Raw genomic sequence first — 13,216 nt, forward strand, 5'->3', positions numbered from 1 at the left:
TTTATTTTATATAAATTAATAAAAATAATACATTTAATAAAAATATGTTAAGGGGGCTGAAATAAATGCAAAAATCTAGAGAACAATGGGGAACTAAAATGGGATTTATACTTGCCGCTATCGGTTCTGCCGTAGGCTTGGGGAATATATGGAGATTCCCGTATGTAGCTTATTCCAATGGAGGAGGAGCTTTTTTAATACCTTACTTCTTTGCCATATTCACAGCAGGAATACCTCTATTAATTCTTGAATACGGAATGGGTCACAAATTTAGGGGCTCAACCCCTCTTACAATTGCGAGAGCAAATAAGAAATGGGAATGGCTTGGTTGGTGGCCAATAATTAGTTCAAGTATAATTTTATGCTATTATTCCATGATTTTAAGTTGGGCTATAAGGTATTTAACATTAAGCTTTACAAAAGGTTGGGGCACCGATACCAATAAATACTTTTTCAAAGACTTCTTAAAATTATCAACATCTCCCTTTGATTTTGGAGGCATAGTAACTCCCGTATTATTAGGTATAATTTTAGTTTGGGCTATTAATTGGATAATATGTTACAAAGGAATAAAAAATGGAATAGAAAAATTAAGCAAAATAGTATTACCAACGCTATTAATAATTATGATAATTATAGTTATAAAAGGAATAACATTAAAGGGAGCATCTGTAGGCTTAAACAAATTATTTACACCAGACTGGTCAAAAGTAAAAGATCCTAAAGTTTGGATTGCTGCCTATGGACAAGTATTTTTCTCACTAAGTATAGCTACAGGAATAATGATGACTTATGCAAGCTATTTACCTAAAAAAACAGATATAAATAACAGCGCTTTTATGACCGCTTTTGCAAATTGTGGCTTTGAATTTTTATCTGCCATTGGAGTATTTGCAATAATTGGATTTATGGCAAATGCTCAAGGAGTAGCTGTGGATGAAGTTGTATCCAGCGGTATAGGACTTGCCTTTATAGTTTTTCCAAAAGTATTCTCAGTTATGGGATCTTGGGGAAATATTCTAGGTGTCTTGTTCTTCTCTTGCCTTATATTTGCAGGCTTAACCTCTGCTGTATCCCTAGTAGAAGCTATATCTTCATCTATAATTGACAAAACAGGGTGGGAACGTAAAAAAGTAGTATCTACTATGTCTTTAATTGGAGTTTGTATAAGCTCAATATTTTCTACAAATGCAGGACTTTATTTATTAGATATTATGGATAATTTCATAAATAATTATGGAATAGTAGTTGTAGGATTACTGGAAGCTATCTTTGTAGGATGGATAATTCAAGCAAAAACAATCCGTAATCATACAAATTCAATTTCTTATTATAAAATAGGAAAATGGTGGGATGTAATCATAAAATATATTACACCAACTATTTTAACTTATATGTTAGTTAATAGCATTATTACAGAAATAAGTGCACCCTATGGAGGATATGATCTACCAAGCTTGTTAACATATGGATGGAGCATAATCCTATTAGGTATTACATTGGGAATAGTAATTAGTAAAAAGCCATGGAAAGAAGATATTACCTATGAACAAAAGGAGGCGGTTTAGATGACATCAAGTGCAATAATATTTTTTACTATAGGGGCAACAGTACTTTGGGGAGGACTATTTTGTACTCTAGCAATCGCAATTAAAAAAGAAAAAACATCAAATTAATTAAATCACAAGGAGCTGTCACACTAAAAATTTGCATACAATATGTTGTAGTATTTATTCTTAGCTAGATAGCTCCTTTTATATAATATGAAGTATAAATTGCTTAACCGTCCCCTTATTTCTTCTTAGCTAAATTGCTTAACCGTCCCCACTTAATCTAATAATAGTTTGTAAGTCTTGTACAATATTTGATAACCCTTCGCTGGCGTTGGCTATTTCTTGTATGCTTGCGGATTGTTCTTCCATAGCTGCTGAAGCCTCTTGGGTTCCTGCTGCATTCTCTTCTGCTATAGCTGATAAATTTTGCATTAAATCTATTAGTTGATCTTTGCTTTCATTCATAGCATTTACCGATTCATTAAGTTTTTTTACTACATTTTTAGTTACTTCTAGAGAGTTTGCTATTCCTTCAAACTTTTCTTCTGTTCTAGTTACACTTTCTGATTGAGCAGCTGATATTTTATTTACTTGTTCCATTTTCTCCACTGCATTTTCGGATTTTTCTTTTAATTCTTCTATAACTTTCTTAATTTCTCCTGTGAAATTATTAGTTTCCTCTGCAAGCTTTCTAATTTCTTCTGCTACTACGGCAAAACCCTTTCCATCCTCTCCAGCACGTGCTGCTTCAATTGCTGCATTTAAGGCTAAAAGATTTGTTTGTTCCGCTATAGATTGAATCATAGTACTGGATTCTTCTATTTTTTCTGCGCTTTCATTATTGCTTAATATAATTTCATATATTTCCTTGGATGCATTGTTGCTTTCCTCTGTCTTTAGTACAAGATCTTTTAATATGATAAAGCCTTCTTCTTTTTCTTTTTCTATATCTTTTGATGAATTATTTAGTTCTATTACAAATTGTTGATTTTGTTCAAATAAAGCTCCCATTTTCTCTACATTTTCAGCTGATGTTTCTGTATCCCTAGCTTGACTACCTGCTCCTACCGCTATGTTTTCTATAGTTTTTGCAACTTCCTCTCCTGCGGTTGCAGTTTGTTCCGATGTTGCTGTTAACTGCTGTGATGTAGCCGCTACTTGCTGTGATACCTCAGATGTTTTCATAACAAATTCTCCAATGTTATCTCGCATTTTTCTTAAAGCTCTTATCATAGTACCAATTTCATCTTTATTATTAAAATATTTAGCAGCCTTTTCATTACCCTTTATAGTAAAATCTAAATTAGCCAATTCATTAAGTCTTTCTGTTATAGCAACAATAGGTTTAGTAATACTTCCACTTACAATATAAATAGCTAATGCGCCGATAATTGTTATAACTAATGACAATATTATAAAAATATTTCTAATAGAATTTGCCTCTTTTAATATTTCTTTTTTCTCTATGCCCATTGCTATAATCCAATTACTATTTTTAACAGGTGCAAAGGCTACAATTTGATCCTTTCCCTCATATTTATATTCTCCGCTACCAATTTGTCTTTTTAACATACTATTTGTCATAATATCTGCTAATCCTTTAAGATCGTTATCCTTTTCTGCTTGCTTTAAAAAGTTTACCTTATTTGTGACTAAATCCTTATTTCTATCTCCTACAGAAATTCCCTCATTATTTATCATATAAGCAAATCCTGTTTCTTTATACTTTATATTGCTTACAAATTCGCTTAGAAGTCCACCATCACGTCTACCATAAAACACACCTATGTGCTCTCCATTTTTATAAATAGGAGTTGCAATTATAATTACTTGTTCACCTGTAGCACTGCTAACAAGTAAATCTGATTTGGTTGTTTCACCTTTCATAGCTTTTTTAAAATATTCTCTTTGAGCAATATTAGTCTTTTCTCTCTTAGAATTAAAAATAGTGCTATTACCATTTTTATCTGCAAAAGCAAAAGATAAATATCCTGTTTTTTTTGCTTCATCTTGTAAAAACGTAATTTTTTCTTCAAAAGGAATTTTATCATCCAGTAGAATTGTATCTCGAGAAAGTGTTTCTATATATCTAATATCTGTATCAAGTTTTGCTTCAATATAATCTGCATTAACCTCAATCATATTTTTCAAATCATTATGGGCATCTTCTATTAATCTTTCACTAACTATATTTGTGGATATAATACCTAATATTCCTGTTATAATAAATGTAATAACTGTAAATGTAGTTACTAATTTTGTTTTCAACGTTTTCATAATAATCCTCCTATCTTCTATATAATAAATTCTTTATTTTTTCTTTTATTGTTTTACTTACTTCGACAAAAGGCAGCAAATAATAAATATTATTATTTAACATTATAGCATATTTTCCCAAGTAACAGTTACCCAAAAAATAAAAGAAGGAATTCAACTCCTTCTTTTGATTATTTTATCACTTTAAGTTTGGCTATATTTTCCATATTCCTAGCAGTAACCACTTCCACAGTAGCTAAATCTTTTCTCATATTTTCAACCTTTTCTGAAAGGTGTACAATTTCATTTGATATTTTATCATGTTCAGCTTTATTAGTTATGGCTTTATCTTCAAGTATTCTTAAAATTCTACCCTGTTCTTTTTGTTGAACTTTTATAAACTTTAAGAATTTTGCTTAACCGTCCCCTTAAAATAAAAGGACCTGTCAAGGGACTGAGCTTGCTACAATCTTTTCAATATCACTTCTATAAACCTGCTAAAATCTGATAAGTGTTTCTCAATAATTTCTTGTATTATACCCAAATTTACTGCTTGATAATTATGAACTACAATATTTCTAAATCCTACCATGGACTTTAAATTTTTCATAAGTCTATTATCAATTATATTATTACTATTTAAAACTTCAAATGCGTCTCTACTATTTTGAGGAATACCAAGTTTCTTCTCAGAAACTATATGCATAGCTAAATCAATGGCAGCTTCACAGGCTCTTTGAATATTCAATATTATGGAATCCTGTTTTGTATAATCCTTAAGATTATCTGGATTATTATTATAGACTTCATTTATTCTATTAATACATCTTTCTATTATAGCAATTTTATTATAAATCACATCATTTTCCATATACAGAACCTCTCTTTTTAATATTTTCCATTATTATTTCTCTTTCTTCATTTAAAAGAGCATATTCCTTAAAGGCTCGCATTTCAAAATACATTCTTCTAGTTTCATCTGTACAATAAATTTTTTCTCCTGTTCCCACTACTTGAGCTTTAAAAACTGTAGAAGCTTTTTTTAGATTTATTAAATCCACATCCCTTTTTACAATATCAGCTAACTCCTGTGCCATAATAAAAACTTCATAATCAGTAAACTCTTCATCACTTAAAAAAGCTATATCTATATCACTATCTTCATTGAAATTTCCATTAACAGCAGATCCAAAGATGTAAACTAAATATGGCTTTATTATTTTTAAGGAATAGTCTATTATTTTATTAATTGTATCCTTATTTAAATACATTAATTATCCCAACCTTTAATTATATTATTTAAATAACTTAACCGTCTCTCTGTACCCTGTAATTTATAATTTTACTCAGATCCTAATTGCCTATAATAAAGACCCTTACCTTCTTTATCTATATGCTCTTTTAAACCACCATTTTCCATATTATTATAACGGATAATATCAATATTATTATAACGGATAATATCAAAATAATAAGGAACAGGAAGATTTTCATCTTTGATTTTATTTATAGCAATGTTAAACCTCTTTTCATCATAGGTATGTGCCATAAGATTTTTACTTTATAACATCTCCATCCAGACATCCCCGTCCTCAATTATTTCATAATGAAAAGCAGCTTTTATAACTTCTTTTGGAAAGATTGCCATAACCTCTTGAGATTCTAAATAATCCTTAACAGTTTTCCATGATAATTCAAGTGTATATTCAAATCTTTGAATTAATCCTTCTTTTTCCAACATACTCAAAGAATCAAAAGCATCTACTGCACTTTTAAACTTAGTATAGGCTCTCAATAAATTTTCAAATCTTTGTCTCCATCTAATTTCTTTATTATTCATATAAAATCACCTGATTTTTTAATTATTTTTTACTTAAAATCATAGTATATTGATCTTCTTATTATTTAATTATTATTTATATTATATCATGTAACATGAAGAAATTAAAAACATTAAAGGATCTGGATAATTCCAGCTCCCACAAAACAACTATTTTGCTTAACCGTCCCCTATTTTCTTTACTTCATCTCTTCCCTTTAATTCCATAAATAATGTATCCCTAGCATTACCTCGAATATTATCAATGGTATGAAATCCCACACCTTTATACCCTAATTTTAACCTTCACTCATAATAAGATGCCACTACTTCTGAATTAATTCCACTTAGTTTATTATTAATTTCTTGTAACAAAGTTTCCGCTTCCACTTAATCCACTAAAATATTGATCCTTTCCTTTTTCTTTTGTCTCTAATCCAATCTTATTACTATTGTATATTTTAACCTGAACATTCTCAATTCCTGCATTATCTATATCCTTTTGAAAAGAATCTTTAAATTCATTTATAGAATTAAATCTACCATGAGTTAAATTTACACTTACATTTGTTCCGCTAACATTAAAATTTAGTTTATCATTAGAACCATCTATAGTAATGCCATTAAAGGAATTACCACTCATTACATAAGTTGATTTATATTCATATGTTGGAGTTGTAGAACCTTCCGGTGGTGGATTGGCAATAGTTTCCCCATTATTATAGGTAGGACTTACCTCTGTAATTTCACAAAACAAAGGTATATACCCATTAGCTGTATCTAAAAGCTTAATTTTACTTCCATAATCTAATTTTTTACTAGAGATTTTTAAATTTGTTCCACTAGCTTCAGCAAAAGCTTCTATATTTTGTTCCTCTAATTTTTTATTTACTTCATCAACAATTTCCCCTATAGTATTATAAGTTTTCCCTTCCAAAACAATGTTTTTTTCAGAAGAATTGTCATCATCAAGATAAAATGATATGGTATCGTTTTCTCCTTCTTTAATTTCTATAGGAGAATTTATACTTACTCTCCCTGTTGCGTATCCTTGAGTTTTATGTATTTTCCCATGTTTTGCATTATCATATAAAATAGAGGTAATGCCATCTATTTTTATCATATTACCTGCAAATCCATCAATAATTCTATAGCCTGCATCTAAAGCAATTTGGTTGCCATTCATATATACTTTAACATCTGCTCCTTGAGCATCTAATTGTTCTTGCATAATATTTACAATTTCATCAGCAGTATATCCTGTACCCATATATGGTGGATAAGGTGTGGGTGGGAATTCAACATTATATCTTTTATCCTCTATGGTAAAAGTAAACTTATCATTACTTCCTGTTATAATGTCTAATTTACCGGATAAGTCACTGCTACCAAATACAGTTCCAGCTCCCATACTTATGTGATATTCATAAAAAAAGCTTAAAGCCCCACCTACTAATCCATCTATTTTTTTACAATTTTCTGCTGACAGGGAAAGTACATTATTTTTATCCAAAGAAGGAATTAAATTTCTATCTACATCCCATAGCTTATCGTCCAACATGTCAACAAAAGCTTCCCTGGTATAAATTCCTGAATCTAAATAAATTTCTTTTAACTCTCCATCCACCTTTACCCCCAGATAATCCGTAACACCTTTTATAACTGTAACCTCATCATCTAAAACTTTATTTCCTTTGAATTTTTCATAAGTATCTCTATGCTCTTCATAAACATTAATTGTATTAAATTCTGTAAAAAAGCTTACATTATTAATATATTCCTTTAAATTTCCATATTCATTTTGTATCATTTCTCTATCTTCATTAGTATAGGTTCCATTTAACGCGGTAATAGAAAGTTCCCTCATTCTTTGCATAGCTTCTGTTACATCATTTAATCCACCATCAACAACCTGCATCATGGATATAAAGTCTTGAACATTTCTTGAAGCCTGGTTAAGACCTCTAATTTGTGCCCTCATTTTTTCCGAAATAGCAAGACCCGCTGCATCATCTGCCGCATTATTAATTCTAAGTCCTGAACTCAATTTTTTTACAGAAGATTTATTTTTTATATTATTATTTTTTAATATGTTATATGTAAAATGAGAGATTGTGCTATATATCAATTTCTATTCACCCTTTATTTAATCATTATAAAATCCACACTACTACAATTCTGTTAAATTTAAGTATATTATAACATAATATACTTAAAACTATCTTTCATTTTACATATTTATTATTCACTAAAAAAGAGCCAGAAAAACTCATTCTGACTCTTTTGATTTTACGATTTGCTATTTTGAGGTAATAATTTAACAACCATTTCTATTTTATATCTCTTTTGCTTAAAATGGACCATATCCTATTTTAATTGCAATTGACAAGAAAATTATTGATACCACAGAGAAAATAAGCATTAAGGGCCATAAAAATTTATACCATCTTTGTATTGGGACTTTTCCGTATGCTAAAAATATTAATAATGTTCCATAAGTAAACCAAAACATATTAGAAATTCCATCTCCAAATTGATATGCTAATGTTGTTGTCTGCCTAGATAAACCTATTAAATCACCTATTGGCATTAAAAGAGGCATGAGTGCCATAGCTTTTCCGCTGCCTGATGGAACTAAAGCATTTAATAATGTAACTATCACCATAATCCCTATTGCAGAAATTACAGGTGGTAATCCTGATAAATTTTGAGATAAAGAATTTATTATAGGGTCTATAATTCCTCCTCTTTCTAAAATCCATTGTACTCCTCTAGCAATCCCCACAATCATAGCACCATTTATAGAACCCTTTGCACCTAATATAAATGTATTTGCAATATCCCCAGGTGTCATTTTACAAACAAATCCTGCTATAATACCACATAATAAAAATGCTGCAGTCATATCATTTATACTCCAACCTAACTTCAACATTCCATATACAACTATAGCAAATGTAATAGCTAAAATTACTAATGATAATTTTTGAGATATTTTCATCTTCTGATTCTCAATTTTTGAAAAATCATAAGTTAAATCAGAAATATCTATATCTGACACTAAACTTTTTGATGAATCCTTTTTAGTTTTATTTCCATATCTTATTGTATAAACTATTGCTATTGCTACAAATACAATATATGCAGTCAACCTTAATCCTATTCCTGAAAACATTGGAAGTTCTGCAATTGAATGAGCAATACCTACTGTATAAACGTTTGTAGGTCCTATAGCAAATCCTACCATAAGTCCTAATATACAAACTGCCACTGCAGTTAGTGAATCATATCCTAAAGCTAGCACAATTGGAATTGTTATAGGTACAAATGGTATAGCAGCTTCTATCCACCCTAAAAATCCTCCTATAATAGCGAATAAACTCATAAGTATAATTAAAACCAAAGAATCTCCTTTTCCTCCCATTTTAGAAATAAATTTAGAAATTCCCATTGATATAGAGCCTGTTTGATTAAATATTTCGATAGTCCCTCCCACTATTAAAATTAAAAAAACTATTGGTCCAGAACCTATTAATCCATTTGGTACAGCTCTAAAAATATCAAATAATGCTATTGGGGTTTTTTCTACTCCTCTATAAGTACCGGGAATTACAACTGTTCTGCCATTAATTATTTCCCTTTGAAATTCTCCAGGTATTACAAAATAAGATGCGATTCCACAAATTGCTATAACACAAAAAAGAAGTACATAAGGATTTATATTTTTTTTCTCTTTTTTACTTCTATCTTTATTTATCAATTATTTCACTTCCTTTGCTACATTTCCTAATTCATTAGTTAAAGCTAAGTATCCAACAATACCTTCTTTTAACATACTTAAATTGATTCTATCCTCTGTTGTATGGCACATCTTTATTTGCGCTGGAGAAAACCCAATAACATCTACACCTATTTGACTAAAATGGCCACTATCCGTCGCAAAAGGCCAATGTTTTAATTTAACTTCATGTCCATATACTTTTTCAAGAATACTTTTAGATTTTTGCACTATATATTTATCTTCATATATTCGATAAGGTGGCTCTCCTTGAATACCTTTACCTACATGACCTGTATAACAGTGTACTGGAATAGTAACTAATTCAACTTCAACATTAATCCCTTCAAATAAAGACTCTTCAACTTTTTTTCTAATTTTCTGTAAAATAACTTCATTAGTATCAACTGGAACACTTCTATAATCAAGAATTAAGGTAATATTATTTGGAATAATGTTTGTTCCCTTTTCAGATGAATAAATTTGTGTTGGAGACATAGTTGAAATACCTAATTCAGAATCTGTCCCTAAATCGAAATCTTTTAAAGAAACCAAAAATTTTCCTAAGAAATCAAATGGATTTATGCCTTCATGTGGAATAGATGCATGACAAGACTTTCCTGTAATACTAACTTTGACAGCAACCCTTCCTCTTGCAGAAACTGCAATATCATTTTCCGTAGCTTCTCCTACTATTGCATAATCTGTTTTAAACCCTTTCTTAGCTAACATCATTGACCCATAACCAGAATCTTCTTCATGAACTACACCTACTACATATATATCCCCTTTAGGCAATAGGTTTTCTTTTTTTAATATATATGGGGTATATACTTGAATTGCAAAAGTACCTTTTGTATCAGATGCCCCTCTACCCCAAATAGCTCCTTCCGCAATTTTTCCACTGTAAGGTGGATACTTCCAAATCTTAGGATCACCTTCGTAAACAACATCAAGATGGCAATTTAGCATAATAGATTTTCCTCCACCAGTACCTTTAAAAACTCCTATCACATTACCAAATTCATCAACATTCACTTCATCATATCCAAGTGATTTCATCTTTTCAACAGTGTAATTTGCCAATTCCTCCTCTTTTCCTGAAGCGCTTTTAATTTGAATCATCTGCGAAGCTGTTAATACAATTTCATCATAGTACTTTTCCATAATAATATTCCATTTTTTATTCATAATAATACCCCCTGTTTATTAATATGAAATTTTTTACACTTTTAAAAAAATATCAAAAGAACAATGACATTATATAATGATATATACTAAAACAACTCAATTATTACTTTATATAAATTATAATCGTATTATTTAACAATTAAGTCTAAAGCTTGTTTTAAGTCTGCAATTATATCTTCAGCTGTTTCAAGTCCAACGGATAATCTAACTAAACCGTCACTAATTCCAGCTGCTTCTCTTTCTTCTTTAGTGTATGGTGAGTGAGTCATAGATGCAGGATGTTGAATTAATGTTTCTGTATCTCCTAAGCTTACTGCTAAGCTTGCTAATTTAACATTGTTCATTATAGTTCTTCCTTCTTCTACTCCACCTTTTACTTCAAAGGATATCATAGCTCCTGGTAAATCCATTTGTTTTTTAGCTAATTCATGATATTCAAAGCTCTTTAATCCTGGATAGTACACTTTCTCAACTGCTGGATGGCTTTCTAAAAATTCTGCTACTTTCATTGCATTTTCACAATGTTTATTCATTCTAATCTCTAGCGTTTTCATTCCTCTTATAATTAGGAAAGCATTAATTGGACTTAGAACTGCACCGGTCATATCCTTTAATCCTGATACTTTAATATCCCCTATAAATTCTTTACTTCCTATTGCAAAACCAGCTACAACGTCACCATGTCCATTTAAGTACTTAGTTGCTGAATGTACAACTACATCTGCTCCGTGCTCTAGTGGTCTTTGTATATATGGAGTATTAAATGTATTATCTACGAAAACCATACAATCCTTAACTTCATGAGCTATCTTTGCTACAGCTTCAATATCTGTAACCTTTAAAGTTGGATTTGCTGGTGTTTCTAAATAAACTACTCTTGTATTAGGTTTCATAGCTTTTTTAACTTCTTCTAAATTAGCAATATCTACAAAAGTCACTTCTACTCCAAACTTTGGAAGTCCATGATTTAATAGTGCAAATGTACAGCCATAAAGTGTGTCTGATGCAACTACATGGTCTCCTGCCTTTAATGCTGTCCATAAAGCTGATGATATAGCTCCCATTCCTGAAGCTGCTGCTACTGCTGCTTCTCCGCCTTCTAATAAAGCTATTTTATCTTCTGCTTCTGCAACTGTTGGATTTCCTAATCTTGAGTATATATATCCCTCTTCTTGTCCTGCAAATCTTTTTCCTCCTTGTTCTGCTGAATCAAATATAAATGTTGAAGTTTGAAATATAGGTGTAGCAAGTGATCCATATTGCTCATCTTTTTTGTGTCCTCCATGTATTGCTTTAGTACCAAAACCAACATTATTCATATTCATAAAACATATCCCCCTAATTATATATTTGTTTACTAATATATATAGCAATAACCATTCCAACTCTTTTTTAAAATTATAATTATAGCTACAAATCATAGAGCTACAAGGGTATACAGTTTATTATTAAGTATACTAATATTGTATTTGTAAATAATTAAACCACTTTTTCAGAATTATCTGGTTATTTAAATTTACACTTGTAAACTAATCTTTCCACTTTACATTTTTTATTTTTACTACAAAAGGAGCTGGATAATTCCAGCTCCCTTAAACCAGTTATTTTGCTTAACCGTCCCCTATTTTCTATTCTATCTTAATAACTGCAGTATTCCTTGAGGTTGTCCATTGGCTTGGGCAAGCATTGACTGTGCTGCTTGCATTAGGATATTGTTTTTAGAGAAGTTCATCATTTCCTTTGCCATGTCTACATCTCTAATACATGATTCTGAAGCTGATAAATTCTCAGCTGTATTATTTAAGTTGGCAATGGTGTGTTCTAATCTATTTTGGCAAGCTCCTAGTGAGGATCTAAAAGTTGAAACTCTTAATATGGCACTATCACATTTTCCTATGGCATCAGAAGCTTTTTTATTATCTGTAATTTGTAAGCCACTTAATCCAAGAGCAGAGGCTCTCATATCTCTTAATCCAATATTTAAAGTTTGTGCTGCATTGGCTCCTACCTGAATTGTCAACTCACTATTGGAAGTATCTTCCTCTGGCCATATGATTTCAAACTTACCCGCTAAGGGTTGTTCTGTAACAGCAGTAGTGCCACTAATTACATCCTCATCTTTTATAGCTGCACCGCCATGATCTGAACCTAAAATAGAACCAACATCATCTTCATCAGTTCCCCAATTTAATTTAACTTTAGTATTATCACCTACATAGTTCTTTATATTAGTTTCAAAATCTGTTTTAAGATTTGTTATATCTGTAGACGTCTCTAATCCTGTATTTCCATTTGCTTTTATATCACCCATTACAGCTTTTAAATCTTGCTACCTTATCTATGTATTTAACCATTACATAACCAGCGTCATAATCCAAATCGTCACCACTCCAACTAGCTCCATTTAGTAAAGCATTCGCTCTTGAAGCTAATGCATCAAGTTTAGTAGTGTCTATGCCAGTTTGGTCAGCTTTTCCTATTGCTCTTTTTAATCTTTCATCAGCTCCAGCTATACCCTCTGCAGTACCTTCTATAAACCAAACTTTATTATTGTTATGTAAATCATTCATTTTATCAATTCCTAAAGCATCATTCATAACTGCATGAGTCATTTCATGG

General features: G+C 30.6%; 13 protein-coding genes. 2 read left to right on the forward strand and 11 right to left on the reverse strand.

The window, feature by feature from the left end:
• Nucleotides 1–65 precede the first annotated feature (65 nt).
• Entirely contained in the window at nt 66–1,568 is a 1,503-nt protein-coding gene (locus CKV72_RS07095) for a sodium-dependent transporter (RefSeq protein WP_095177860.1), read from the forward strand.
• Nucleotides 1,569–1,676 (forward strand): MetS family NSS transporter small subunit, encoded by a 108-nt coding sequence (locus CKV72_RS07100; RefSeq protein ID WP_089867836.1) that lies wholly within the window; start codon nt 1,569–1,571, stop codon nt 1,674–1,676. It begins immediately after the preceding gene.
• A 138-nt stretch (nt 1,677–1,814) separates the two neighbouring features.
• Here CKV72_RS07100 and CKV72_RS07105 read toward each other — a convergent pair whose 3' ends face one another.
• The 11 genes from CKV72_RS07105 to CKV72_RS07155 all read right to left on the reverse strand — a co-directional run bounded on the left by CKV72_RS07105 (nt 1,815) and on the right by CKV72_RS07155 (nt 13,209).
• Nucleotides 1,815–3,830, reverse strand: a complete 2,016-nt coding sequence (locus CKV72_RS07105; protein WP_095177861.1) for a methyl-accepting chemotaxis protein — start codon at nt 3,828–3,830, stop codon at nt 1,815–1,817.
• Nucleotides 3,831–4,272: 442 nt separating this feature from the next.
• Nucleotides 4,273–4,680 (reverse strand): type VII toxin-antitoxin system HepT family RNase toxin, encoded by a 408-nt coding sequence (gene hepT, locus CKV72_RS07115; protein ID WP_095177862.1) that lies wholly within the window; start codon nt 4,678–4,680, stop codon nt 4,273–4,275.
• Nucleotides 4,670–5,080: a type VII toxin-antitoxin system MntA family adenylyltransferase antitoxin gene (gene mntA / locus CKV72_RS07120; protein WP_095177863.1), complete on the reverse strand. Its 411-nt coding sequence runs from the start codon at nt 5,078–5,080 to the stop codon at nt 4,670–4,672. The genes hepT and mntA overlap by 11 nt, the downstream gene beginning before the upstream one ends.
• Before the next feature lie 71 nt (nt 5,081–5,151).
• Complete coding sequence (locus CKV72_RS12280) at nt 5,152–5,358, reverse strand: hypothetical protein (RefSeq protein WP_173798087.1); 207 nt, start codon at nt 5,356–5,358, stop codon at nt 5,152–5,154.
• Nucleotides 5,359–5,370: 12 nt separating this feature from the next.
• Nucleotides 5,371–5,649 (reverse strand): HI0074 family nucleotidyltransferase substrate-binding subunit, encoded by a 279-nt coding sequence (locus CKV72_RS12285; RefSeq protein ID WP_197696937.1) that lies wholly within the window; start codon nt 5,647–5,649, stop codon nt 5,371–5,373.
• Nucleotides 5,650–5,986: 337 nt separating this feature from the next.
• The gene (locus tag CKV72_RS07130) at nt 5,987–7,756 is read right to left on the reverse strand and encodes a flagellin (RefSeq protein ID WP_095177864.1); all 1,770 of its coding nucleotides are present in this window, start codon (nt 7,754–7,756) and stop codon (nt 5,987–5,989) included.
• 222 nt (nt 7,757–7,978) lie between these two features.
• Nucleotides 7,979–9,388, reverse strand: a complete 1,410-nt coding sequence (locus tag CKV72_RS07135; protein ID WP_095177865.1) for a YfcC family protein — start codon at nt 9,386–9,388, stop codon at nt 7,979–7,981.
• A complete protein-coding gene (locus tag CKV72_RS07140; protein WP_095177866.1) occupies nt 9,389–10,597 on the reverse strand; it encodes a M20 family metallopeptidase in 1,209 nt (402 codons plus the stop codon). It lies immediately after the preceding gene.
• Nucleotides 10,598–10,725: 128 nt separating this feature from the next.
• Nucleotides 10,726–11,922, reverse strand: coding sequence for a methionine gamma-lyase (gene megL / locus CKV72_RS07145; protein ID WP_089867058.1), 1,197 nt, complete (start codon nt 11,920–11,922; stop codon nt 10,726–10,728).
• A gap of 308 nt (nt 11,923–12,230) precedes the next feature.
• Entirely contained in the window at nt 12,231–12,908 is a 678-nt protein-coding gene (locus CKV72_RS12535) for a flagellin (RefSeq protein ID WP_095177867.1), read from the reverse strand.
• Nucleotides 12,901–13,209, reverse strand: a complete 309-nt coding sequence (locus tag CKV72_RS07155) for a hypothetical protein (protein ID WP_095177868.1) — start codon at nt 13,207–13,209, stop codon at nt 12,901–12,903. The genes CKV72_RS12535 and CKV72_RS07155 overlap by 8 nt, the downstream gene beginning before the upstream one ends.
• Between the last annotated feature and the right edge of the window lie 7 nt (nt 13,210–13,216).

Origin of the sequence: Clostridium cochlearium (assembly GCF_900187165.1) — a bacterium.
In the GTDB taxonomy this organism is placed as follows: domain Bacteria; phylum Bacillota; class Clostridia; order Clostridiales; family Clostridiaceae; genus Clostridium_G; species Clostridium_G cochlearium.

Bases quoted from the DNA above. Each gene is read 5' to 3' on its own strand.
- CKV72_RS07095 (WP_095177860.1), top strand. From the start codon at position 66: ATGCAAAAATCTAGAGAACAATGGGGAACTAAAATGGGATTTATACTT.
- CKV72_RS07100 (WP_089867836.1), top strand. From the start codon at position 1,569: ATGACATCAAGTGCAATAATATTTTTTACTATAGGGGCAACAGTACTT.
- CKV72_RS07105 (WP_095177861.1), bottom strand. From the start codon at position 3,830: ATGAAAACGTTGAAAACAAAATTAGTAACTACATTTACAGTTATTACA.
- hepT (WP_095177862.1), bottom strand. From the start codon at position 4,680: ATGGAAAATGATGTGATTTATAATAAAATTGCTATAATAGAAAGATGT.
- mntA (WP_095177863.1), bottom strand. From the start codon at position 5,080: ATGTATTTAAATAAGGATACAATTAATAAAATAATAGACTATTCCTTA.
- CKV72_RS12280 (WP_173798087.1), bottom strand. From the start codon at position 5,358: ATGGCACATACCTATGATGAAAAGAGGTTTAACATTGCTATAAATAAA.
- CKV72_RS12285 (WP_197696937.1), bottom strand. From the start codon at position 5,649: ATGAATAATAAAGAAATTAGATGGAGACAAAGATTTGAAAATTTATTG.
- CKV72_RS07140 (WP_095177866.1), bottom strand. From the start codon at position 10,597: ATGAATAAAAAATGGAATATTATTATGGAAAAGTACTATGATGAAATT.
- megL (WP_089867058.1), bottom strand. From the start codon at position 11,922: ATGAATATGAATAATGTTGGTTTTGGTACTAAAGCAATACATGGAGGA.
- CKV72_RS12535 (WP_095177867.1), bottom strand. From the start codon at position 12,908: ATGGGTGATATAAAAGCAAATGGAAATACAGGATTAGAGACGTCTACA.
- CKV72_RS07155 (WP_095177868.1), bottom strand. From the start codon at position 13,209: ATGACTCATGCAGTTATGAATGATGCTTTAGGAATTGATAAAATGAAT.